The following is a 24,950-nucleotide window of genomic DNA, read 5'->3' as shown; positions in this document are numbered from 1 at the left end:
TACGAAACCAAGCGAAACGCCTCAGACGCCGAGGACGTACAGGGTCCGGCCGACCGGATAGCGGTGCTCGCGGTTCAGCGTGATGGCGCCGGTCGCGCCGTTGACGTCCCGCACGCCCGGCTCCATGAGGCGGCCGTAGACGGCGTTGGCGGGGAAGTCCTCGTCGGGGGCCTCGTCGGCGAACGCGCCGTCGGTGGCCTTGGCGGCCACGATCACCGCGTCGTAGGCGCCCGCCGCGTCGCTGTTCGGGACGTGCGCGGGCAGGCCCCGGCCGGTGAAGTAGGCCGGGAAGCTCCGGACGAAGTGGTGCGGCCGGGGCCCGCGCACGTCGGGCGAGAACGAGACGTGGGAGAACTCCGCGAAGGGATAGCCCGTGGTGAGCTTGGCCGGGTCGTCGAGGTACTCGCTCGGCAGGGCCTCGGCCAGGAAGCCGATGCGGCCGCCGTCGCCGCGGGCGCAGCCCGACCGGCCGCGCATGGCGTTGAGCAGCTCGGCCAACCGGGCCGAACGGCCCGCGTACACGACGAAACCGGCCTTGGCGCAGATCTGCCGGGCCGCGTCGTCGGCGGTGTGGTCCTGGCCGAACTCCGAGTAGTCGACGCGGACCGTGCGGGCCGGCGTGAAGCGGGCCGCCAGCTTGTCGGCCAGGTCGACGCTGAAGACCTCGTCGTCGGGATGGACCACGAGGACCACCGAGGTGGCGCCCCGGCCCCGGACGAACTCGGTCATCACCTCGGCGACCTGGGCGTTCGACGGCGACACCTGGAGGTAGCGGGCGGGCGCGTCCGGGCCCTCCACCATCGCGCTGCCCGTGACGGAGCTGCCGATCACCGGGATCTTGCCGTCGCTGAGCGCCGTCACGGCCGCCAGCGCGGCCGGGCGACTCTGGGTGATGCCCACCACGGCCGAGACCCGGTCGCGGGCCGCCCGCTCGACGATCATCCGGGCGACCTCGGTCCCGTGGGCGAACGCGTCGCCCGGGTTGGCGACGAGGAGGCGCTGGCGCATGTGGTTCACGCCGGGACTCGCGTTGACCTCGGCTAATGCGACGAGCACCCCGCGCAGGCTCTGGATCCCGTTCAGCGTGGTGTTGCCCGAACCGTCCCGCACCGTGAGAGGGGCGAAGAAGACCATGGTCCGGTGGGGCTCGCTCAGGTCGACCGCGGCGTTGTGGGCCGCCGCCAGCCGCTCCAGCTCCCTCAACTGGTCGCCCTCGGGGCCGGGCGGGGCCAGGCTGCACTCCGCGCCGTCGGTCACGCCGATGGTCTCGCCGCCCTCGACGGCCCGGCACCCGTCGGGACCCCACACGTAGAGGGGCACTGCGGCCGCCGCCAGCAGCAGCGCGGCCACCGGGGCCACCGCCCGCGCGTAGTCGGCCCTGGCGGCCGCCCGGGGGCGGATCCGGAGGTTGGTCTCGAACCACTGGCGCGCGGCGCCGTCGTCCGCCTCTTCGGACAGCTTGAGGGCGTACACGCGCCCGCCGGGACGGTGGAAGAACGCCGCGACGTCGGCCGCCGGGAGCGCGACCGCGACCGACGGCGGTTCGCCGGTGAGCGCCCCCAGCACCAGCAGCGGCGAGGGCGCCCCCTTGGCCACGGCCCGCTCGTAGGTGTCGAGGAGGACCTTGCACGGTGAGTCGGCGCCCCCGACCGTGCCGAGCAGCGCGACGAACGACCAGCGCCGCCGCACCCGGCGCACCCACCACCGCGACGGCCGCGCGGCCCGGTCGAGATCCCGGAGCAGCGCCGTCACCAGCAACTCCTGGACCAGCGCCGCGTTGCCGCGCAGCCCGCCGCCCTCGGTGAGCTCCAGCGCGGCGTGCGGGAACCTGCGGTCGGGCGCCTCCAGCAGTTCCCCGGCCCAGTGCAGCGCCCGTCGTGACAACCAGAGGCCGTACACCCAGCGGGGGAACACCACCACGACCACCTGCAGGATCGCCTGCGCGACGGCGGCGAGGGAGACGCCCTGTCCGGTGTGCGCGGCGGCCCGCTGCGCGTGGCCGAGCCACGGACGCCGGAGCGTCAGCTCCTCGTAGAGCCGGTCACGCAGGGCCCTGCGCCGGGCCGACGGGTCGCCGCCGGTCGCCGCCGCGCCCAGCACGGCCTCGCAGGTCCGCAGCAGCGGCAGCCGCAGGGCGCCGCTGCCCTGGGGCATCGTCTGGTCGAGGCGGCCGGCCAGGTCGAGCACGATCCGGACGTGCGGCTCCGGCGCGCCGGCCACGTCGTCGGTCAGGAAGGCGTGGGGGACGAGGCTGACGTTCCGGCGGGCGAACCGGGGGTCGACCAGCCGGTCGCGGTAACCGGCGACGATCGCGCCGGCGGCCGGTCCGCCGAGCAGCAGGGCGGGCAGGGCGGACCGGCGCGGCCGGGTGGCGATGACCGCGTCGAGCTGCATCGCCAGATGATGGACGCCACGCGGCAAAAAAGGATTCTGCATGACATTTCCCCCGGTTGACCTCGAATCGTAACCGGGAACCTACTGTGAGTCGCGGCGGCTCGGCCATGGATATCACGGAATTTCAAGTTTCAGTGGTCACCTCCAGCGACCGCCCCACCTCTCCCCAGGTAGGCCGTGATGTGGCGACATGTCACCGTGTGATCGCTTTTCGAGGTGAATTCGCTGTGTCACGATCGAGGCGGCACGACTCGTAATTCGAATTCGGCGGCGGGGTGCCCGTGCACGAGACACGTGACCTACTCGACCCGGAGGCCAGGAGCGACAGCGTCCTCCAGGTCATCAGGGCGCTGATGTGCCGTTCCGGCCTGCGCACCGAGCTCGCCAGGCGCACCGGCCTGTCGATCGCGTCGGTCAGCACGGCGGTGCAGCGGCTGCTCGACGACGGCATCGCCCACGGCGGCAAGAAGGAGGCCGTCGCCCTGCGGCCGGTGACCGGGGTCGCCGTCGGGATTCAGGTCGGCGCGCGCCACGTCACCGTGGCCGCCCGGTTGCCCCACTGGCCGCGTGAGCAGGTGCGGCTCGTGTCGCTCGGGCAGGGGCTGCGCGACGGAGCCGCCTGGATCGACGCCGCCGCCGACGCGGTGGCCGGGCTCGCCGGTTCGATCGGGCGGGGACCCGCCGACCTGGCGACGGTCGGGCTGGCCGTGCCGTGGCCGGTCGACCCGCGCGACCTGTCGCCCTCGCCTCCGTCGCCCTGGTTCGCCGCGCCCGACCTGCACCGGCGGCTCTCGGCGCGGTTCGGCGAGGTCTTCGGCGAGGTCTTCGGGGAGGTCAAGGTGGTCGTCGACGCCGACGCCCGGCTGGGCGCGCTGAACGAGCAGACCTACCACCATCCGTACGAGACCCTGCTCTACGTCGAGATCGCCGAGCACGTGCTCGGCGGGCTGGTCGTCGGGCCGCGCATGGTGCGGGGCGCGCTCGGCCGGGCGGGCAGCGTGGGGCACCAGGTGGTCGAGCCCGGCGGGCTCGACTGCTGGTGTGGAAAGAGGGGGTGTTTGGAACGTTACATCAGTGTTCCGGCGGTGCTCGAGGGGGTGTACGTGAGCCTCCGGGCCCGAGGGGAGGAGCCGCCCGCCTCCGTCGGCGCCCTGATCGACCGGGCCCGCGACGGCGACCCCGACTGCCGGTGGGCCCTCACCGCCGCCGCGAAGAGGCTGGCCCGCGCCCTGCGCGAGAGCGCCGCCACCCTGGAGACCCAGGCGGTCGTGCTGGGCGGCCCGCTCGCCCCCGGCCTGCGGCTGGTCGCGGCGGAGTGCGAACAGGAACTCCGCCGCTCCGCGTGGACCCGCCACCTGGAACTGCGGTTCGCCCAGCCGGACGCCGCCGCCCACGGGGCGCTGATTCTCGGGCTCATCGGCCATCTCCGCTGACTCTCGGTAGAGTCACTCTGGTCTCTTCCGTATCCCACTTCACAGGCACAGGTGGTCATTCATGTCAGCAGAGGGGCCCGAACTGCCTTCGCCGGAGCCCGACTATGAACCGCCCACCCTCATCCGCCTCGGCCGGGTCACCGATCTATTCGGCGGGAACTCCAGCAGCGGAAACGCCGACGCGAATTCCGACTATTACTGGTGATTTCGGAATCCTGATCCGGATGGTCGGGGGGCGGCTGGAAGGTGGCGCAGGGCTCCCCGGGGAAGCGGTCCGGCCCGGGGCCGAGGCGGTGAGGGTCTACGGATCTCCCCCATCGGGCCTGCTCAGAGCCGTCGACCGCGACGGGGGGCGGGTTGTCTTCGTCGGCCACGTGCTGGCGAGCGACCGGGAACTGCGGACCGGCCCCGTCCGGGAACTGCCGGGGGCCTATTCCTGTGTCGTGGTCACCGCCGACGGAGTCGAGCTCCACACCGACCGCGCGGGTCAATTCCCTTTCCATATCTCGGTACGCGGCCACGAGACCCTGATCGCCCATCACGCGACCCTCCTGGCCGCGCTCCATTCCCGCACCCCCGACCCGCTCTCGGCAGCGATTCAGATCGCCTCCCCGAATGTGCTTGCGCTGACAATGGGCCGTTCCTTCTTCACCGATGTCGGCCGATACGAGAATGCGCACCACGGCCCCGTGGGTCCGCTCCGCGAGGCGCTGGTGGAAGCCGTGCGCCGGCGGGGGCCGGGGGTGAGCGCCGACTTCAGCGGCGGCATCGACTCGACCTCCCTGGCGTTCCTCGCCGCCGCCGAGGGGCCGGTCGACGCGGTCGTCTACCACCACGACCAGGTCCCCGCGGCGGACCTCGACGCGGCTCGGCGAGCGGCGGCGCTGAGCGACCGGATCAGGCTGAGCGTGGTGAGAGGAGACGAGGAGACGCTTCCCTACCAGGGAATCCTCGACGCGCCGGACACCGGGGCCCACGGAAGGGCGGCCATGGTCGGCCCGGGTGATGGAAGGGCGACGACGGCAGTCGACTGGCCTGCGCCGGGCGGCCCTGACGGGAGGGCGGCGATGGGAGGCGATTGGCTCGTCCCAGGCGGTCCCGCCGGTGGGAGGGCGCCGGCGGGCTTCGACTGGCCGGCGCCCGGCATGCTGGCTCATCGGCGGGCGGCGCTGCGACTCGAGTGGGTCCGCCGGAGGGCTCCCGCGAGGGCTGTTCATCTCACCGGGGAAGGCGCGGACGCGCTGTTCCAGCCGCCGCCCTCCTATCTCGCCACCCTCGTCAGGCGGGGTGAGCTGGGGAGATGGGCGAGCCACAGTGCCCGGCTGAGCCGGTTGCGGCAGGCGTCGGCGCTCGACCTGGCGGTGCGGGCGGCCCGCCTGGCCGCCACCTCTCACGGCCGGGCGCTCCGCTCGCTGGCCCGCTCGCTGACCGGGCCCTCGATCGCCGACGCCTCGGGACCGGCCGACGCCATCGGCTGGTGGAGTGTGGCGGGTGAGGCCGCCGGATGGTTGACGCCCCGGATCAGACAGGACCTCGCCGACCTCGCGGGTGACCCGGCCACCGCGCGGAGGCTTCCGGAGGGGGTGACCCCGGCCCGGCACGCGACCCTCGCCGCGCTCCGCTCGGCGGCCGACGCGCAGCGGTTCCTCCGCACGCTCGGCGACCGCCTCGGGGTGCCGGTGCACGCCCCCTATCTCGACGACGCGGTCGTCAGGGCGGCTCTCGACGGTCCGGAACCGATTCCCGATCCGTCGAGGGCCAAGCCGCAGTTGGCCGACGCCCTGAGAGGCCTGGTGCCCGAGGTGGTGCTGGCCCGCCGGACCAAGGGCGCCTACCAGGCCGAGGAGTACGCGGGCGCGCGCGCCGCCCGGCGGCGCATCACCGGTCTGCTGGCCGACTCCCGGCTGGCCGACCTCGGGGTGGTCGACCCGGCCGCCGTCAGAACCACGCTGACCCGGTTGAACGCCGGGGCGCCGGTCCCCCTGAGCGCGCTCGGGCGGCTGGTCGCCCTGGAGGTGTGGCTGCGCGGATGATCTACCAACTGGCCGACGACGAGCGGGGTCTCGTCCTGGTCGACGTCCGCACGGGCGAGTGCCACGTGCTGAACCCGCCCGGCATGGTGACCTGGAGCGTGCTGAGCTCGGGCGGCACCCGCGACGACGCGGTCAGCGCGCTGGCCTCCCGCTATCCGGCCGTCCCGGGCGAGCGGCTGCGCGCCGACGTCGACGCCCTGCTCGACGACCTCCACCAGGTCGGCCTGGTGCCGGTGGCCGCGCCCGGCGGCGCGCCGCCCCGAGCGGGCCGGGCCCAGCCGGTCGACGTGCCGATGGCGGCCGGGCCGCCGGGCCGCCCGGGTGTCCGGGCGGCCCTCTTCCTGGCGGTGGCGGCGGCGGTGCTCGTGGTGTTCCCGTTCAAGGTCGCCCACCGGCTCGCCCTGCGCGCGGGCCGGAACCGGCCGGCCCTCGATCCGGCGACCGCCCGCCGGATGGCCGCCGACGTCTCCCGCGCCGCCGGGTGGTTCCCCGGCCGGGCGGCCTGCCTGCAGATCTCGCTCGCGACGGTGTTGTGGGCGGGCTCCCGGGGCCGCCGCGCCGACTGGTGCTTCGGGGTGCTGCCCGACCCGTACACCTTCCACGCCTGGATCGAGGCCGGCGGCGAGCGGATCACCACCGGCGACGAGCCGTCCTACCACCGGCTGCGGCCCTTGCCGTAGTCCATCGGCAGCGCCTGGAGGCGTTCCACCGGGATCTCCGACAACACGAAGTACTTCTCCGGCCCGTCGGGCTCCACGAGGTGGTCGGGGTCGAAGAGCTCGAAGTACGGGTCCACGCCGCCGTTGCGGGCCATGTGCGGCCGGGGGTCCTCGGCGTACGTCACCAGGGCGCCGCCCTTGTCGGTCATGATCAGGCCGTATTCCTGCATGGCCCGCGCGATGGTCCGGGCGGCGGGGGAGGTCAGGGTCGAGACGTCGAAGGCCGGGTCGAGGCGGAAACGCTGGCCCTCGCACGGGATGTCGGCCCCCTCCACGAAGCCGTCGTTGCGGGTGGCGGGCCAGCTGTTGCAGTTCGCCCTGGTCCGGACCGTCACGATGTTGAGGGCGTGGTCGATGCGGCCCCGGCGCAGTTCCTCGATGCGGATCGTGAACGCGCCGAACGGCAGGCCGGTCGCGGTCGCGCCGAGCGGGTTGTCGAAGATGCCCGGGTTCCGCGAGTAGTTCTCGATCTTGCCGCCCCAGCAGGCCGACCAGTTGCCCAGGGCGTCCTTCTCGGCGCGCCAGAAGTCCCAGTAGGTGTCGGTGGAGGGCTGGTAGATCGCCACGGAGGCGTCGGTGCCCTTCGAGACGATCAGGTCGGCGGGGGTGGGCACCGAGCGCAGCGAGTCGGCGATGACCGGGGCCAGGTGGGGGAGGCCCAGGCAGTCGGAGAAACGCCACTGCTTGCGGGGGGTGTGCCGTCCGACGGTGTAGATGGGCGCCGAGTACTCGTCGGTGTTGATCGCCCAGCTGCCGTAGTTCTGCTCCTTGTCGAGCTTGATGTTGTCCACGATGGCCTGCGAGTTCGGGGCCAGCGGCACGTTGCGGGGCAGCTTCTGGTTCCACGGGCCCCACTTCGCGAAGCCGTTGACCGGCTTGGGGTGGGCGTCGGCCGTCGCCGGTGTCAGGACCAGCGCCGTCGTCAGTGTCAGGATGAGCGCTTTGCGCAGCGGCATGGCGCGAGGGTAGGCGCGCTCGCCGCCCGGGGGCTTCAGGGTGCGACCCCGGGAATTCCGGCCGCCGACCCCAGCTCGCGCAGCTCCCGCCGCGAGGAGATGTCGAGCCGCCGGAACACGTGCCCGAGATGGAACTCGACCGTCTTGACGCTGACCACGAGCCGGTCGGCGATCTCCCGGTTGGTCAGGCCGTCGCAGGCCAGCCCGGCGACGGCGCGTTCGGCGGGGGTGAGGTCGTCGAACGGGCGCGCGGGCCCGTCGACCACCAGGCCCGCGTCGCGGGCGGCGGCGCGCGTCAGGTCCTGGTAGGCGCGGGCGCCGATGCGCTCGAACTCCCGGTACGCCGTCCGCAGCGCCCGCTCGCCCGCCTTCGCCCGGCCCCGGAGCAGGTGACAGCGGCCCGTGAGGAGGTCGACGAACGCGCGCTCCAGCGGGAACGGCGCGGCGTGCGCGCGGGCCTCGGCGAAGCAGGCCAGCGCCCGTTCGTGGTCGCCGCGCGCCATCGCGATCAGCCCGCGGGCCCGGGAGGCGCCCAGACCGTCGGGGAAGTCCGGGACGTCCCCGAGATCGTCCGCCCGGCCCAGCTGGGCGAGGGCCTCCTCCCGGACCGCGCCGAGCAGGTGGGTGCCCGGTTCACCGGCCGGATAGACCCCGGCCAGGTCGGTCGACGCGGCCAGCGCCCACGACGGGTCGTCGCGGGCCCGCGCGATGGCGATGGCCGCGGCGGCGGCGTAGACGCGGGCGGCGGGGATGCCGGTGGCGCGGGCCCAGCGGGCCGACTCCTCGGCGTGCGCGCCCGCGCGGGCCCACTCGCCCATCGCGGCCAGCGGGTAGGCGGCCTGGGCGTGCAGCATGGCGTAGTCCCAGACCCGCTCGTTGTCCTGGGCGTCGGCCACCGCGAGCTCGGTGTGCAGCACCGCCTCGGCCAGTTCGCCGCGCCGGTAGAGCGCCTCGCCGAGGAATCCGAGCGCCTGCCCGACCCGCAGCGGTTCGCCCTCGGCCGCGCGGTGGACGGCCAGCCGCAGGTCGGCGCAGGAGCCGTCGAGGTCGCCCCGCCACAGGCGGATCATGCCGCGGGCCACCAGGCCGTCGAGCCCGGCGGGCGCGCCGGGGGTGTCGGCCGAGGTCAGCAGCTCCAGCGCCTCCGCGCCGCGCCCGGCGACGGCCAGGCCCAGAGCGCGGGCGAACCAGGCGAAGGCGGCCACCCAGGGTTCCCGCGCGCCTGCCACCGCCCGCGCGCCGAAGGTGATCATGTCGTGGTCGGAGACGGTGACGACGCCGATGACGGCGAGCTGGCTGGCGATCCGGGCGTCGAGGTCGGCCGGGCCCCGCTCGGCCGGCAGGTCCAGCGCCCGCAGCAGCAGCGACCGGGCCTCGGCGACCTGGCCCATGAGGAGCGTCTGGTAGCCGTGCACGTAGCGGCCCCGCCTGCTGCGGTCGGCGGCCAGCCAGCCGCGGAACGGCAGGGTGCGGGCCAGGTCGCCGGCCACCAGCATGGCCTCGAGCGCGGCCAGCCGGAGTTCCCGGTCGCCGGTCAGCGGGAGCGACTGGGCCAGCAGGACCGCCGCCTCCTGGGTGCGGGAGTCGCGCTGCAGCCGGGTCGCCTCGCGGGCGATGTCGGCGGCCAGCGTCTCGTCGGGCGTGCCGCCGGCGGCGGCGATGCGGTGCCGCAGCGAGTCGTGCCGGGCGTGCAGGGTGCGGCGGCGGGGCTCGGGGATGTCGTGGTAGAGCACGCTGCGGACCAGCGCGCTGGTGAACTCCAGCCCCTTGCCGGTCCGCCTGACCAGGCCGGTCGCCACCGCCGCGTCGGAGTCGGCGGGCCAGCGCCGCCCCTCCACCGAACCGGCCTCCAGCAGGGCTCTGACCTCCGGCGTGCATCTGCGCAGGCGGTCGCGGACGGCCGTCACGACCGAGCGGGGCGCGGGCAGCGGGCCGGCGCCGTAGGCGAGGGTGTGCGGGTCGAGCTCGTCGAGCAGGTGGCGGGCGTGCAGGGGATGGCCGCCGGTGTGCTCGTGCAGGCGGGCCGCCCCGGCCGCCGACAGTTCCGGGTGCCCGCACAGGGCGGCCAGCCGGATCAGGTCGCCGGCGGTCAGGCCGGACAGCGTGACACGTTCGGTCATCAGGCGGCGCCAGCCGTCGCCCAGGGCTTCCAGGTCGCCGACGACCAGCACCAGCACGTCGGGACGCCGCCGGATCGCCAGGCGCAGCGCGCCGAGCTGGTCGCGGTCGGCCCAGTGGGCGTCGTCGAGCACCACGACGCAGTCGCGGAACACCGGTTCGGGGCCCTCCCAGGCCAGTTCCGGCTCGTGTTCGTCGGCGGCGGCCCAGAAGACCGGCCGGTCCTGGCTCGCGGTGAAGCGGCGGGCCAGCGCCGTCTTGCCGATGCCCGGTTCGCCGTCGATCCCCACCACGTGCGCGCGGGTGGTGGCCAGCCAGGTCAGCTCGGCCTCGCGGCCGACGAAAACCTCCTGCATTCCGGCTATTCAACGCGCTCGCGCCGACTTCGCCCAAGTGTGGGCGGTAGCCGTAAAGAAAGCTGCTTTTGGCTTTTGAATCTTTCACGGGCTCCCGGCCGCGCCGAGCCGGGAGCTCTTCAGCGGCGCGTCACGGAAGTTCGAAGTTCTCCGTCAGCGCCGCCCCTCGGTGGGGTTTGTAGAGGTCGTAGCCGCGCGGGTTGCACTGGAGGCCGCCGTTGATGCAGTGGCGGACCAGCGCGGCCAGGATCGCCGGGTTGTCCCAGGCGTTGAAGAAGTCGTAGTGCCACGAGTAGCCGCGGCCACTCGACAACCTGGCGTTCGACAGGTCTCCGCTCGCCGGGAAAGCGATCTTGAATTCGAGCATCGGCACCGCCACCGGGTGGGACGACGGGCAGTAGCCGCCGACCGGGTAGGCCATGTGGCTCTTGTGGTTGGCGCTGTCGAGGTTCACCCCGTCCCAGCAGCTCGGGGCCTGGTAACGCACGTTGACCTGGCTGCCCGCCGGGCAGTTGGCCGGGATGTCCCACTGGAAGGACAGGTTGCCGCACTCGAAGCCCTCGACCCGGCCGGGGGAGTCGCGGAACTCGGCGAGCGTGGCGGTCGGGCTGCCGACGACGAAGCGCAGGCCCTGCGGGAAGGGCACCACGCGCCAGTACTCGTGGATGCCGGACTTGTAGTAGATGACCTGGTGGCCGGTCGGGGCGATCAGCTGGTCGCCCTTGTAGAAGCTGGGGAACCAGTAGGCCGACTTGTCATGCGGGTTGGTGCACGACGTCGAGCCGTTGAGCAGCGACGCCGAGGTGCTGGACGCGTTCGTCGTGGTGTTGCCGACGAACGTGTGCATGTGAGACGCGCCCGGCAGGTTCGGGTAGACGATGGGGTCGTCCGGGCGGTGCTGGGTGAGCGAGCAGTTGGCCTGGAACTCGCGGTGGGTCACCGGGTCGGTGAACGTCGGGCTCGGGACCGGCTGCTGGCCGGAGCCGCCCGTGCCGTAGATCTTGAACTCCCAGATCGAGTAGCCATAGCCGGTGCCGCGCTGGGTGCCGTAGAGGCGGACGTAGCGCCCCGAGCCGGTGACGTTCAGCGTCTGCGTGCCGCCCGCGCCGGTCGTGGTGGTGTAGACGTCCGTGTACGGCCCGCCCGCGTTGGCGGAGGTCTGGATCTTGAACGACTTCCCGTAGGCGCCCTCCCACTGGAGGACCACCTGGGAGATCGTGGCGTTGCCGCCCAGGTCGACCTGGATCCACTGGGGGTCGCTGAAGGCGCTGGCCCAGCGGGTGCCGGTGTTGCCGTCGAACGCGGCGCCGGCGGCGTAGCCGTCGCCCTCGTTCGACGAGGCGGTGGCCGGCCGGTTCTGGGAGATGAGGGCGTCGGCGGCCATCGCGGGCGCGATGACGGCCAGCCCGGCCGTGATCGTCGCCACGATGGTGGCGACGATCAGGCTTAGGCGTATTCGTGGATGCACGGCGTCTCCTCGGCAAGAAGGGGGGTGATGGAGAGCGCTCTCCAAAGGAGAGTGGGCCGTGTCATCTCACCTTGTCAATACCGTGTTGGAAACACGCAGTTCACACAGGCTGCTCCCAGACCAGGTCGACCTGGTGCTCGATGGTGACGTAGCCCGCGCGGGCGAAGGCACGGGCCATCGGCACGTTGGTGACGTCGGTGCTGGCGCGGATCCTGGGAACGCCGTTTCCCGCCAGGATCCGGGTGCCCTCGGCGAGCAGTTCGCCGACGAGCCCCTTCCCCCGGTGGGCCGGGACGACGCCGATGTAGGCGATGATCGGGTTGTAGGCGTTCCTGGCCGGGATGACGAAACCGGCGGGCTCGCCGCCGACGACCGCGACCCGCCACCACTCACGGGGCGACCGGTAGAGGGCCAGCTCCTGCTCGTACTGGCTCTCGGCCTGTTCCCGGGGGGTCATCCGGGCCAGCTCGGCTCGGGTGTGGACGTCGAGGCTGCCCTCGGTCACCCGGGTCATCAGGCCGACCAGTTCCGCGCGGCCTGCGGGCTCGCGGAACTCGACGTTCGTGACGGCGATGGGCGTGCCCGGACGCCACTCCAGGCGCAGGCGCTCCACGAGCGGTTTCGCGCCCGCCTCCCGCAGGACGTCGAGCCAGGTCGTGTCGTGGTCGCGCCAGTCGGGCGGGACGAACCGCAGGAACTGCGGCGGGGTCCCGGTGACCACGTGGCGCAGGGCGGCGTCGAGCAGGGCCCGGCCGTCTTCCGGGGTGGCGAGGTCGAAGACGTCCATGAGCAGCGGGGCTTCGGCGGCGTCGCGCCCCCACCAGGCGGCGCGGGCGACGGGCTCGCCGTCGCGGAGCGCCACCCACAACCAGCCGAGGCGGCGGCGGCCCGCCTCCAGGTCGGCTTCCAGTTCGCCGTTGAGCGACGAGGGGAAACAGCGGAAGAGGTCGAGTTCGTGACGGCCCTTCAGGGGCCGGAGTTCCAACATGGGCTTCCTTTGTGAGAGGTCGCCCGATCACTCCTCGCCCTGTCGGGAGGAATCGGGCGTGACGCTGCCATACATAGCGATTCCTCCTTTCGTCCGGCCCCCATTGATAGCGGTCACGGCGATGGCGACGCAACGCATTTGAGCCGCAGGTCGACCACCGAACGCCCGGCGTGCACGACGAACTCCCCGTCCTCGGTACGCCACCCGCCCGCCTCCCAGTGCTGGAAGGCCCTCCTGGGCAGCGCCACGGCCACCTCGACGGCCTCGCCCGGATCGGCCCGCACGACGGCGAACCCGGCCAGCCAGCGCGGCGGCCGGCCCGACCCCGGTTTCGACAGGTAGACCTGCACGACCTCCCGGCCGGGCCGCTCGCCGGTGTTCCGCACCCTGACCCGGACCCCGTCGCCGGTCGGCGTGAGGTCCTCGTAGGACCACGTCGTGTAGCCGAGCCCGTGGCCGAACCAGTAGGCGGGCGACCGGTCGGCGGTCAGCCAGCCGCGATGGCCGACGTTCAGCCCCTCGGCGTAGATCACCTGCCCGTGCGCCGGCGCGGCCTCCACCAGCGGGACGTCGCTCCAGGTCGTCGGCAGCCGCCCGCCCGGTTCGCGGCGTCCCGACAGGACGTCGGCGACGCCGTGCCCGCCCTGCTGCCCCGGGAACCAGCACAGCAGCAGGGCGTCGACCTCGTCGCGCCACGGCATCGCGACCGGCCCGCCCGAGTTGACCACGACGACGGTCGTCGCGGCGGCGGCGACGGCCTTGACGAGGTCGTCCTGGCGGCCGGGGAGGCCGAGGCCGGTCCGGTCGTGCGCCTCGCTCTCGATCTCCTCGGTGGTGCCGACGACGACGATCGCGACGTCGGCGGTCCGCGCCGCGTCGACCGCGGCCTGGATCGCCGCGTCGTCGTCGGGGCGCGGCGGGTCGGCGGCCAGCACGCACGCCCGGCCGGTGTGCGGCTCGATCGCCCGGGTGCCGGTGACGAGCACCTCGACGCCCTCCTCCAGCCAGACGACGGCCTGCCGGAACGGCGGTTTCAGGTGGACGGTGGCGGGGTCGTCGCTGTCGCACGGGACGTGCGTGTCGAGGACCGGCCGCCCGTCGACGCTCAGGGTGAGCCGCCCCCACCCGGCCATCGACAACCGCCAGTGTCCTGAAATTTCCGGACGCAGGAAGGAGCTGACCTCGACGGTCCTGGTGCCCTCGACCACCGACGGCTCGGGCAACCAGCCGGTCCGCCGGTCCTCGGCGAACAACTCCTCGCCGTCGTCGCCGAGCATGCGCACCCACACGCGGTCGACGGGCGTCGGCCCGGCCTGGAGGTCGACCCCGGGCGCATAGGTCAGGCCGGGCGTGACCTCGCGCAGCCCGTCGAGGATCGACACCACTTCCGAGGGGTAGACGCCGCCGCTCCCGCCGCCCTGGATCCGGGTTCGCGCCGCGTGCGCGCCGATGACCGCGATGCGGGGTGTGCCCAGCGGCAGCACCCCGTCGTCGTTCTTCAGCAGCACACAGGAGTCGGCCACCGCCCGCCGGAGCAGCGCGAGTTCGGCGGGATCGCCCGCAGGCCCGTCGGCGGCCCGCTCCGATCCGGATATCTCCGGCGCCGGCCGACCGTTCCGGGCGAGCTGCACCCGCTCGGCCAGCGTCATCGCGGGCAGGGCCGCCGGGAAGGGCGCGTCGCGTCCGGCGTCTGATCCCGGCCCGGTCGCCGCCTCGGGCAAGACGCGGACCCGCGTGGCCAGCCGCCGCAGGCGGGCGACCTTGTCGTGCACGACCTCCTCGGGAACCGTTCCCTCGTCGACGGCCGCGCGCAGCGGGTCGCCCCAGAAGTCGTTCGGCCCCGGCATCGCCAGGTCCTGGCCCGACAGGGCCGAGGCGACCGTCGACCGGACGCCGCCCCAGTCGGAGACCACCACCCCGTCGAAGCCCCACTCGGCCTTCAGCGGGTCGCGCAGCAGCGGGCTCTCCGCCATGGGAGCGCCGTTGACCTGGTTGTACGCCGACATCACCACCCACACCCCGGCCGCCACCGCCGCCTCGAACGGCGCGAGGTAGACCTCCCGCAGCACGCGGGCGGCGATGAGCGAGTCGTAGGTCATGCGCTCGGTCTCGGCCTCGTTGCCCACGTAGTGCTTGGCCGTCGCCGCGACCCCGCGCGACTGCACGCCGGCGATGTAGGCGGCCCCGGCCAGCCCGGTCAGCAGCGGGTCCTCGGAGAAGCACTCGAAGTGGCGGCCCCCGAGCGGGGAGCGGTGCAGGTTGAGGTTGGGGGCCAGCAGGACGTCGACCCCCTTGCGGCGGGCCTCGGCGCCCAGCAGGGCCCCGAGGTCGCGCACGAGGCCGACGTCCCAGGTCGCCGCCAGCGCGGTGGGGGAGGGCAGGACGAGCGAGGTGCGCCGCTCGTCCCAGCCGGGGCCGCGCACCCCGACCGGGCCGTCGGACATGACGAGTTCGGGCAGCCCCAGGAGAGGCTCCGAAGCGGTGCGCCATACCGACGACCCGGACAACAGCCGGACGTAGTCCACAGATCCCCCCGCGTCTGAGTGGGTTGGAGAGCGCTCTCCATTGAAGGGATCCGGGACGGGCCCTGTCAATCCACCAGCCGCGCCGCCTCCTCGTCGGTCAGCTCGTCGAACTCCTCGGCCAGCAGGTCCTCGATGGTCCTGGCCAGCTCCTCGACCGTCCGGCGGAGGAACAGATACCTGATCGGCACGTCGAGGTCGATGATCGCGCGGATGCGGGCCGCCACCCGTACCGCGATCAGGGAGTGGCCGCCGACGGCGAAGAAGTCGTCGAGCGCGCCGATCCGGTCGAGGCCGAGGACCTCCTGCCAGATGTCGGCCACCAGGCGTTCGGCGTCGGTGCGCGGCTCGACGAACTCCGCGCCGCTCTCGGCCACCGGATCGGGCAGCGCCTTGCGGTCGACCTTGCCGCTGATGGTCATCGGCATCGACCCCAGGCGGGTCCAGAGCGCCGGCATCATGTACGCCGGAAGGATCTTCTCCAGGTGGTCGCGCAGGTCGCCGAGGTCGGCGTCGCCGACGATGTAGCCGACGAGGATGTCGCCCCGCGCCGTCACCGCCGCCTGGTCGACCCCCGGGCAGGTGAGGATCGCCGCCTCGACCTCGCCCGGCTCCACCCGGAACCCGCGGACCTTGACCTGGTTGTCCATCCGGCCGAGGAACTCCAGGTTCCCGTCGAAGCCCCACCGGGCCCGGTCGCCGGTCCGGTAGACCCGCTCGCCCGCGAACTCGACGAACCGCTCGGCGGTCAGCTCCGGGCGGCCGTGGTAGCCGTCGGCCAGCCCGGCCCCGCCGATCAGCAGCTCGCCCGCGACGAACGTCGGCGCGACGCCGCCCGCGCGGTCGGCGACGTAGCAGGTGGTGTTGGCGATCGGCCGCCCGATCCGGGGCTCCCCGCCGCCGGGCGGCACCTCCCAGGTCGTCGACCAGATGGTGGTCTCGGTGGGGCCGTACACGTTGACCAGGCGGCCGAGCCTCGGCCGCAGCTCGCGCGACAGCTCCTCGGGCAGCGCCTCGCCGCCGACCAGGCCGGTGATCTCCGGATCGGCGAACCCGGCCTCGATCAATACCCGCCAGCCCGACGGCGTCGACTGGATGTGGGTGACCCCGGCGTCCTCGATCAGCTTGATCTGCGCCGCGCCGTCGACCGCGACGTCGCGCCCGGCGATGACGGCCCGGCCCCCGCCGACCAGCGGCAGGTAGAGCTCCAGCGCCGAGATGTCGAACGACACCGACGAGAGCACCAGCCAGACCTGCCCGGGGTCCGACCCGAGCAGGTCGGCCATCCCGGCCAGGAAGTTCGCCAGCGCCGAGTGCCGGATCACCACCCCCTTGGGCCGCCCGGTGGAGCCCGAGGTGTAGAGGGTGTACGCGTGGTCGCCGGGCCCCGGCGGGAACCGGTCGGACGGGTCGGCCGCCAGGGCCTCGGAGACCGTGACGACCTTGACGTCGGCCGGGAGGCGCTCCGCGGGCCCCTCGTCGGCCAGCACCAGCGCCGCGCCGGAGTCCTCCAGCATGTACTGGATGCGGGCCGGGGGGTTGTCGGGATCGATCGGCAGGTACGCCGCCCCCGACCGCATCACGCCCAGCAGCGCGGGCAGCACCCGCACCGACCGGTCGACGCACACCGCCACGACCGAGCCCCGCCGGTCGCCGAGCCGCCCCGCGATCCGGCCGGCGGCCTGATCGAGTTCGGCGTAGGTCAGCACGTGCTCGCCGTCGGAGAAGGCGATGGCGTCGGGGGTGCGGGCCGCCTGCTCGGCGAACAGCCGGGGCAGCGGCGCGGGGACCGGCCGGCCGGTGGCGTTCCAGGTGGTGACGAGCCGGTCGCGCTCGTCGTCGGTCATGAGGGGCAGCCGCGAGATCGGCAGCGCAGGGTCGTCGGCGATGCCGCGCAGCAGCACCCGGAACCGTTCGAACAGGGCCGTGACGGTCGGCTCGTCGAACAGGTCGGTGTCGTAGCGGACCACGGTCACCAGGTCGCCGCTGTCGTCCCCGGCCCAGAAGACGTCGACCGCGACGTCGCAGCGCACCCACTTCCAGCCGTGCGGGAAGGGGGTCGCCGTCAGCCCGGAGAAGTGCTGCTCGCGCTCCAGCTCGCCCGGGTGCAGGGTGAGCGTGGTCTGGTAGAACGGCGTGACGCTGAGGTCGCGGCCGATGTCGAGCTCCTCGACGAGCCGCTCGAACGGCACCCGCCGCCGCGACAGCGCCCCCAGCAGGGAGGCCATCGTGCCGCGCAGGAACTTCTGGAACGGCGGGTCGCCCGACAGGTCGCCGCGCAGCACCAGCATCCCCGACAGGCCCGCCACCAGGGCGTGCGTCTCCTCGGTGTCGCGCCCGCCGTCGGGCACGCCGACGGTCACGTCGTCCTGGCCGGAGTGCCGCGACAGCAGCACCTGGTAGGCCGCCAGCAGCAGCGCGAACAGCGTGCAGCGCGAGCCGCGGGCGACCTCGGAGAGCCGCGAGACCAGCGACGCCGGGATGCGGAAGGCCGTCTCGTCGCCGCGCCCGACCCGTTCGGCCGGGCGGGGCCGGTCGGCCGGCAGCTCCAGGGTCGGCGGGTCGGCCAGGCGCTCGCGCCAGTACGCCAGCTCCTTCGGGTCGATCTCCGGCGTCTGCTCGGCGTGTTCCCGGGCGGTGATCTGCAGCGGCTCGGGCTCGCCGCCGCCGTAGAAGACCGCCAGGTCGTCCATGAGGACGTCCAGCGACCAGCCGTCGCAGATGATGTGGTGGACCACCACGACCAGCACGTGGCTCTCGGGGCCGAGCCCGACCACCGACACCCGGAACGGCAGGTCGCCGACCAGGTCGAAGGGCCGGTTGGTGCGTGCGGCGACGAGCGCCTCCGCCTCCTCGGCCGACGACGCCCGCAACCACTCGACCTCGACCGGCTCGGCCGGTTCGACGACCAGCACCGGCCGCCCGTCGACGGCGGGGAACCGGGTCCGGAGCGTCTCGTGCCGCCGGGCCAGCGCCGTCACCGCCTTCTCGAGCGCGGCCGGGTCGAGCGGCCCGGTCAGCAGCCTGACCCGGTGCAGGTTGAAGGCGGCGTCCTCGGGGTCGAACTGCTGGAGGAACCAGGCGCGTAACTGAGCCGGGGTCATGCCGTCTCTCCTGAACGCAGTCGGCGGGCGAGCGTCAGACGCTCCTCCCGGGTGAGTAGATGTCTGGCCGAGTAGGGGGCCGGGCGTCCGGCCAGCCCTTCGATCGCCTCGGCCGCCGCGCCGAGCCCGCCGTCGGCGGGCACCCGGACACGCGGCCCGGTCAGCGCGGTCTTCAGCAGCGCCGCCGCCTCCTCGGGCGACCACCGCTGCTCGGGCAGCCACGACCCGAGCCCGGCCGCCGCGACGCGGGCGCCGTTCTCCGCCCGGTCGAACCCGTGGGCGAGCACGACCTGCGGGGTGCCCGACGCGGCCGCCCTGATCAGGGTGCCGATGCCGCCGTGGTGCAGGATCGCCCCCACCCGCGGGACGACCCGGTCGAACGGCAGGCCGGGGAACCAGCGCATGCCGTCGGGCAGCGTCCCGGGCACCAGATCGCGGTGCCGTACGGCCAGCAGCGCCGGCCGCCCGACGGCCCGGCAGGCCTCGACGGCGACCTCGTAGAACCGCTGGTGCAACATCCGGCCGGTCCCGCCGGTGACCAGGACGGCGTCCTGGTCGAGCAGTTCCTCGGCCTCCGGCGGGAGTTCGTGGTCGCCGCCCGCGTCGCCGAGCGGCGCGCCGGTCAGCCGCACCCGGCTGGGGGCGGGGGTGCCCGCCTGGTCGAACCACGCGGGCCACAGCGCGACGTCGAGGGTGGCCGAGGCGAACCACGCCGCCCAGTCGCGGACGGGCGGCAGCCCGTGGACCTCCCGGACGGCGTCGAGGCGGTCGGCCATGGTCCGGGCGTAGGTGTGCGCGACGCCGCGCTCGGACATGTACTGGATCGGCGTCACCGCCACCCAGGCCGCCGGGGCGTCGAGCGCCTCGGCCGCGAACAGCGTGGAGATGGCCGTGGTGTGCCGCCCCACCAGGATCGTCTCGCCGGGAACGTATCGTTCCATCGTGTGCCGGGTCTCGAAGGCGATCTGCTCGAACAGGCCGTTGGCGTCGTAGTAGTCGCGCCACCGCCGGAGGCCGGCGCCCAGCAGCGGGGGAGTGTCCGCCAGGTTCGCCTCGTACGCCTCCTTCGTGTCGATCGCGGTGAACTCCAGGCCGGCCCGCTCGGCCAGGTCCCGGAAGGGGCCGTGGGTGAGCAGCTCGACCTCGTGACCACGCTCGCGCAGCGCCCGGCCCAGGGCCACGAACGGCAGCACGTCACCATGGCTGCCGTGCGTGGACATGATCACTCGTGCCACGTGCGGTCTCCCAGGAGCGCCTTGATCTCGCCCGCCGGCAGGGCGTCGACCTCGGCGAGCAGCGCGTCGACGTCGTCGCCCTCCTCGTCGAGCACGTCCTGGATGGCCCGTGCCGCCCCGGACGCGGTCAGGTCGCCCGCGAACAGCACCTCGATCGGCAACTCCACGCCGAACTCGCCCTCCACCCGGGCCAGGAACTGCACCATCGAGAGCGACTGACCGCCGAGATCGAAGAAGTCGTCGTCCGGTGACGTCACCGGAACGCCGAGGATTTCGCTCCAGAGCCGCATGACCCGCTCTACGTTCACTTTTCCTCCGTGCTTTGCCTTTTCGCGCCGATTTCGGCGAACCCGATGACATCGTCGGGGATGGCGTCCGGAACCTCCAGATCGAAATTCCACAACCGCCGCATCCGCGTCCCAACGGCGACCGCGGCCGCCATGACCAGGGCGAACAGGACGTACATGAGAGCGATCCCACGGCCCTCCCCGGTGCCGATGATCAGGCCGACCGTGCTGGTCAGCGGGCCGTCCGCGGCCATCAACGGCTCGAACAGCGCCGTTCCGTAGGGGGCGATCAGCCCATAGCCGATCGGGAGTGTCGAAAAGGCCACAAGCTGGTTGAGCGCGAAGACCCGGCCGTGGAACCGCTGGGGCACCTTCACCTGGATGATCGTGTTGTAGACGCCGTTCAGCACGGTCAGCGACGCGAACATGCCGAACACGCCGACCGCGATCACGACCAGGTCCTCCCGCACGCCGACCACCAGCGCGAACGCCGCCAGCGAGAGCGTGGCGAACAACTGGCCGCGCAGCCGCAGCCGGCGCGGGCCGCCCCAGAAGGTCATGGCCAGGCCGCCCAGGAACACCCCGAGCCCGCCGAAGAACGCCACCCGCCCGACGTCGGCGGTGTCGGCGAAGCTCAGCACCAGCGGCGAGACCAGCAGGAACAGCGGCGACATGAACAGGTTCACGACCGCGAAGAACAACAACATCCGCCGGATGCCCAGGTGGCCCCAGGTGTAGCGGAAGCCCTCGGCCATCTCCTTCAGCACGGTCTCGCGCCGCTTCCACGGCAGGGTGCGCGGGAACCTGATCACGGCCAGCACGACGATCGCGACCACGTAGCTGACCACGTCGATGACCAGGATGCCGCCCAGCCCGATCACCGCGAGCAGCCCCGCCGCGACCAGCGGGACCACGAGCTGCGCGACCCCGTTGGCCATGCCGACCACCCCGTTGGCGTGCCCGAGGAACCGCTTCGGCACGAGCTGCGGGATCGCCGAGGCGTACGCGACCCGCTGGAAGGTGAGCGCGACCGACAACGTCACGAGCAACGGGTAGACATGCCAGATCTGTATCGTTCCGGTCCAGACCAGGATGCCCAGCGCGAGCTGGGTCCCCCCGGCCGCGATGTCGGCGCACATCAGCACCGCCCGCCGGTTGAACCGGTCGACCACCGCCCCCGCGAGCGGGGCGGCGAGCAGCCCCGGCAGCAGGCCCAGCACCGAGAACAGCGCGAAGTTCGCCAGCGAGCCCGTCTCCAGGTAGATCCAGAGCGGGACGGCGAACTCGGTCAGCGCCGATCCCGTCATCGAGACGAGCTGACCCGCCGCGAGCACCAGGAAACGCCGCAGGCTCGGCGCGGGCCCGGCCGACTGGGGCAGACCGGGAGGGCTCTCCGGCGTGGTCCGCGAGACGCCCTCGACCCACCACGACCCCGGGCCCTCGGCCGTGTCGAGGTCGGCGTGGACGGTGGTCACGATGGTGGCCAGCTCCCGCGCCCGGTACTTCACGAAGTAGTGCGCCGCCTCGTCGAGCACCACGCAGGCCGTCACCCGGGACAGGCAGTGCCACTCCCGGTAGCGCTCCTGGTAGAACTCCATGACCGGGTCGCGTTCCCCGGCCACCGCGATCACCGGGGCCGACAGCGGCTCGCCGCCCTCCTCGAAGAGCCGGGCGAAGTACTGCTCGGCCTCCCGGGTGCCGCGCCGCCGGTTGCGGACGATGAGCTCCAGCTCGTCCTGGTCGAACTCGGCCACGTCGAGGCCCGAGGCCACCAGGGCGTTGATGCGCGACTGGTCGCTGCCGTGGTCCTCCAGCCACTCGCCGAACCGGGTGAACAGGCCCCGGGGCCGGGTGAAGGGGAACACGCCGCCCAGGTAGACGGCCTCGGCCGGGCGGCCGGCCGCTTCGAGGCGGCGGGCGATGGCCGCGATCAGGGTGGTGCCCGCGCCGCAGTGGCCGTAGAGGACGACGCGGCCCTCGACGCCCGCCAGGATCTCGGCGGTCACCTGGTCGGCGACCTCGTCGGTCGGGCGTGGCTCCTCGCCCAGTTCGTTGCCGGGCACCGCGATCGAGTGCAGCGCCCAGTCGGCGGGCATCGCGTCGGCCAGCGGCTTGAAGACGACGGCGCTGCCGCCGCCGTAGGGCGCGCAGACGAGCGAGGCCGTGACGGGACGCGCGGGGGTGAGCCGGTGCAGCAGGCCGCCGGAGCCGGCGTCCGCGCGGGCCAGCTCGCGCACGGTCGGGTGGGAGAACAATCGCATCAGCGTGACCTCGTGCCCGGCCTTGCGCATGCGGGCCACCACCTGCATGGCCAGCAGCGAGTGACCGCCCAGGTCGAAGAAGTCGTCGGTCACCCCGACCCGCTCCAGCCCCAGCACCGCCGCCCAGATCGCGGCGATCGTCTCCTCGGCCTCCGTCTCGGGCGCGACCAGGCCGGTCATGACCGGCTCGTCGGGCGACGGCAGGGCCGCGCGGTCGACCTTGCCGTGCGACTTGAGCGGCAGCACGTCGAGCCACGTCCAGCGGGCCGGGACCATGTAGTCGGGCAGCCGGTCCTTCGCCCAGGCGCGCACCTCGGTGGCCGGGATCTCGTCGCCGACCAGGTAGGCGACCAGCCGCTGGTCGCGCAGCTCCACCACCGCCTGCGCGACGGCGGGATGCTCGGCGAGCACCGTCTCGACCTCGCTCAGCTCGACCCGGTAGCCCCGGATCTTCACCTGGAGGTCGCGGCGGCCGAGGAACTGCAGCACCCCGTCGTGGGTCCACCGGCCCAGGTCGCCGGTCCGGTAGACGCGGGAGCCGGGCGGGCCGTAGGGGTCGGGGAGGAACTTCTCGGCGGTGAGGGCGGGCTTGCCGAGGTAGCCGCGGGCGAGCCGGTCGCCGCCCAGGTAGATCTCGCCGGTGACCCCGGCCGCGACGGGCCGCAGGTGCTCGTCCAGGACGTAGACCCGCGCCCCCGGCAGCGGCCGGCCGATGGGCAGCGTGGCCTGGCCGGTCTGACCGGGCTCGACCTCGAAGGTGGTCACGCCGACGGTGGCCTCGGTGGGGCCGTAGTGGTTCACCACCCGGCAGTGCGCGGCCAGGTCGGAGGCCCAGCCGACGGTCGACGCCTCGCCGCCGAGGATGAGCAGTTCCTTCGGCGGGTCGACGTCGAGGGCCGCCAGATGGGAGGGGGTCATCTTCAGGTAGTCGGGGCGGACCGGCCACGGGTCGGTCGACTTCGGCGGGATCAGGTGCAGGGTGCCGCCGGTCATCAGCGACAGGTAGAAGATCGTCACCCCGAAGTCGAAGGCGAGCGACTGCGGGAGGGCGAACACCTTGCCGTCCTCGACGCCGAAGCGCTCCCGCACCCCGGAGAGGTAGGTCAGCACCTCGCGGTGCTGCACCGCCACGCCCTTGGGCCGGCCGGTGGTGCCGGAGGTGTAGATCACGTAGGCCAGGTCGTCGGGGGTCACCCCGGTGCCGGGCGGCGCGTCGGCCTCGCCCGGCTCCAGGCCGACTTCGACGGTCCCGCCGGGCAGCGGGCGTCCGGTGACCGACACCCGCGCGCCCGAATCGCCGATCAGGTAGGCGAGCCGGTCGTCCGGCTGCTCGGGGTCGAGCGGGACGTAGGCCGCGCCCGCCTTGAGCACGCCCAGCAGCGCGACGGCCAGCCCGGCCGACTGCTCCAGGCAGACGGCCACCCGGTCGCCGGGCCGGATCCCCAGGGAGCACAACCGGTGGGCCAGATGGTTGGCGCGCAGGTCCAGCTCCCGGTACGTCAGCACGTCGTCCCCGAACACCACGGCCGGGGCGTCGCCGCCGGACGGCAGCTCGTGCAGCAGCCGCGCGGACAGCGGCCGGGCCGGGGCCGCGACGCCGAGGGCCAGCACCTCGCCGGCGTCGGGCACCCACGCCACCTGCGACAACGGGGTCTCGGGCGCGGCGCCCAGCACCGTCGTCAACGAGTCGGTCAGGCGGGCGACGGTCTCGGGCCGGAACAGGTCGGGGTTGTAGATGACCAGGAGGTCGTCGTCCCAGAGGTAGAAGGCCAGGTCGAAGCGGCTCACCGTGGCCTCGGGGTGGAACGGCGAGACGGCCAGCCCGTTGTCCTCGGGCGCCCGATAGTTCTGCAGCGCCAGCAGCACCTGGAACACCGCCGACCGGCTGACGTCGCGCTCCACCTTCAGCTCGCCGACCAGCTTGTCGAACGGCATCTCCTGGTGCGCGTAGGCGTCCAGGCACGAGTCGCGGACCCGCAGCAGGAACTCCCCGAAGGTCGGGTCGCCCGACAGGTCGGCCCGCATCGCGAGCGTGTTGACGAACATGCCGGCGAGGGGTTCGAGCTCGGGCAGCGGCCGTCCGCTCACCGGCGAGCCGACCGCGAAGTCGGACTGCCCCGACCACCTGCCGAGGGTGAGCTGCAGCGCGGCCAGCATGACCATGTAGGGCGTCACGCCCTGGTCGGCGAAGCGGGCCAGGAGCCGGGGATCGACGCGGAAACGCCGGCTCCGGCCGGCGGTGGTCTGCTCGGCCGGGCGGGGGAAGTCGAGCGGCAGTTCCAGCGGCGGCACCCCGGTCAGCCGCTCGCGCCAGTAGGCGAGGTCGCGGGTGTGGTCGCGGGTGCGTTCCCACAGGGCGTAGTCGCCGTACTGGATCGGCAGCGGGTCGAGGGCGCCGCCCGCGTGCAGGGTGAGCAGCTCGCGCAGCAGGATCTCACCCGACCAGCCGTCGGTCACCGCGTGGTGGGCGGCCATCAGCAGGACGTGGTCGCCGGGGGCCAGCCGGATCAGCAGGACACGCAGCAGCCCCCCGGCCGACAGGTCGAACGTGCGGGCCAGCTGGGCGGCCATCAGCTCCCGGGCGGCCTCCTCCGATCCGGCCTCGACGAGCGAGAACTCGGTGGTGGGCTCGGCGTCGACGACCACCTCGGGCAGGCCGTCGTCGGAGGCGAGGAAACGCATGCGGAGGCTCTCGTGCCGCCGTGACACCTCCGTCACCGCCGCCGCGAAGACCGCCGCGTCGAGGTCGCCGGTGAGGCGGGCCGTGAAGGGGACCGTGTACGCCGTCGTGCCCGCCCGGTAGTGCTCCAGGAACCACAGGCGCTCCTGCGCGTGCGACAACGGCGGGACGACCTCGGGTGAGCGTGGCGCGATGGTCTCCGAGACGGTCCGGCGCTGGAGCCGGCGAGCGAGAAGTGCCTGTTTGGCCGGGGAGAGACTGGTCAACAGATGCTCCGGATTCGTCGAGGCCCGTCTGGGGCAGATGCGCGGCGCGAGCTGCGATCGGCCCGGGGCCGGCCGCGTCCCGCTTCGCGGACAGCACGAATCCGCGCCCCCGCCGATTGATTTGGGAGCG

General features: G+C 73.4%; 14 protein-coding genes. 4 read left to right on the top strand and 10 right to left on the bottom strand.

Annotated features, from left to right (window positions below):
* Nucleotides 1-21 precede the first annotated feature (21 nt).
* Nucleotides 22-2,394: an ABC transporter substrate-binding protein gene (locus AW271_RS08395; protein ID WP_062334469.1), complete on the bottom strand. Its 2,373-nt coding sequence runs from the start codon at nt 2,392-2,394 to the stop codon at nt 22-24.
* Between the two features lie 281 nt (nt 2,395-2,675).
* Here AW271_RS08395 and AW271_RS08390 point away from each other — a divergent pair, with 281 nt between their 5' ends.
* From AW271_RS08390 to AW271_RS38310, 4 genes are all read left to right on the top strand, one after another.
* A complete protein-coding gene (locus tag AW271_RS08390; RefSeq protein ID WP_157553974.1) occupies nt 2,676-3,827 on the top strand; it encodes an ROK family transcriptional regulator in 1,152 nt (383 codons plus the stop codon).
* A gap of 61 nt (nt 3,828-3,888) precedes the next feature.
* Nucleotides 3,889-4,032, top strand: a complete 144-nt coding sequence (locus tag AW271_RS42270) for a hypothetical protein (RefSeq protein ID WP_157519762.1) — start codon at nt 3,889-3,891, stop codon at nt 4,030-4,032.
* 88 nt (nt 4,033-4,120) lie between these two features.
* Nucleotides 4,121-5,860: an asparagine synthase-related protein gene (locus tag AW271_RS08385; protein ID WP_275935755.1), complete on the top strand. Its 1,740-nt coding sequence runs from the start codon at nt 4,121-4,123 to the stop codon at nt 5,858-5,860.
* Complete coding sequence (locus tag AW271_RS38310; protein ID WP_062334455.1) at nt 5,857-6,540, top strand: lasso peptide biosynthesis B2 protein; 684 nt, start codon at nt 5,857-5,859, stop codon at nt 6,538-6,540. The genes AW271_RS08385 and AW271_RS38310 overlap by 4 nt, the downstream gene beginning before the upstream one ends.
* On the opposite strand, the gene AW271_RS08375 is transcribed toward AW271_RS38310, so the two are convergent.
* The 9 genes from AW271_RS08375 to AW271_RS08335 all read right to left on the bottom strand — a co-directional run bounded on the left by AW271_RS08375 (nt 6,513) and on the right by AW271_RS08335 (nt 24,820).
* Nucleotides 6,513-7,535 (bottom strand): hypothetical protein, encoded by a 1,023-nt coding sequence (locus AW271_RS08375; protein ID WP_062334449.1) that lies wholly within the window; start codon nt 7,533-7,535, stop codon nt 6,513-6,515. The genes AW271_RS38310 and AW271_RS08375 overlap by 28 nt on opposite strands.
* 35 nt (nt 7,536-7,570) lie before the next feature.
* Entirely contained in the window at nt 7,571-10,009 is a 2,439-nt protein-coding gene (locus AW271_RS08370) for a LuxR C-terminal-related transcriptional regulator (RefSeq protein ID WP_062334446.1), read from the bottom strand.
* A 130-nt stretch (nt 10,010-10,139) separates the two neighbouring features.
* Nucleotides 10,140-11,477, bottom strand: a complete 1,338-nt coding sequence (locus tag AW271_RS08365) for a DUF1996 domain-containing protein (protein WP_062334443.1) — start codon at nt 11,475-11,477, stop codon at nt 10,140-10,142.
* Nucleotides 11,478-11,577: 100 nt separating this feature from the next.
* A complete protein-coding gene (locus tag AW271_RS08360) occupies nt 11,578-12,465 on the bottom strand; it encodes a GNAT family N-acetyltransferase (protein WP_062334439.1) in 888 nt (295 codons plus the stop codon).
* Between the two features lie 113 nt (nt 12,466-12,578).
* Complete coding sequence (locus AW271_RS08355) at nt 12,579-14,990, bottom strand: glycoside hydrolase family 3 C-terminal domain-containing protein (protein ID WP_062334436.1); 2,412 nt, start codon at nt 14,988-14,990, stop codon at nt 12,579-12,581.
* Nucleotides 14,991-15,055: 65 nt separating this feature from the next.
* Nucleotides 15,056-18,091, bottom strand: coding sequence for a non-ribosomal peptide synthetase (locus tag AW271_RS08350; RefSeq protein ID WP_062334432.1), 3,036 nt, complete (start codon nt 18,089-18,091; stop codon nt 15,056-15,058).
* Nucleotides 18,088-19,326: a glycosyltransferase gene (locus tag AW271_RS08345; RefSeq protein WP_157553972.1), complete on the bottom strand. Its 1,239-nt coding sequence runs from the start codon at nt 19,324-19,326 to the stop codon at nt 18,088-18,090. Before AW271_RS08345 ends, AW271_RS08350 begins: the two co-directional genes overlap by 4 nt.
* A complete protein-coding gene (locus AW271_RS08340; RefSeq protein WP_157553971.1) occupies nt 19,314-19,634 on the bottom strand; it encodes an acyl carrier protein in 321 nt (106 codons plus the stop codon). The genes AW271_RS08345 and AW271_RS08340 overlap by 13 nt, the downstream gene beginning before the upstream one ends.
* A complete protein-coding gene (locus tag AW271_RS08335) occupies nt 19,631-24,820 on the bottom strand; it encodes a non-ribosomal peptide synthetase/MFS transporter (RefSeq protein WP_245652987.1) in 5,190 nt (1,729 codons plus the stop codon). The genes AW271_RS08340 and AW271_RS08335 overlap by 4 nt, the downstream gene beginning before the upstream one ends.
* Between the last annotated feature and the right edge of the window lie 130 nt (nt 24,821-24,950).

The sequence above is a fragment of the Herbidospora sakaeratensis genome (genome assembly GCF_001570525.1).
Taxonomy (GTDB): domain Bacteria; phylum Actinomycetota; class Actinomycetes; order Streptosporangiales; family Streptosporangiaceae; genus Herbidospora; species Herbidospora sakaeratensis.
This window is presented reverse-complemented; position numbering and strand designations above follow the sequence as displayed.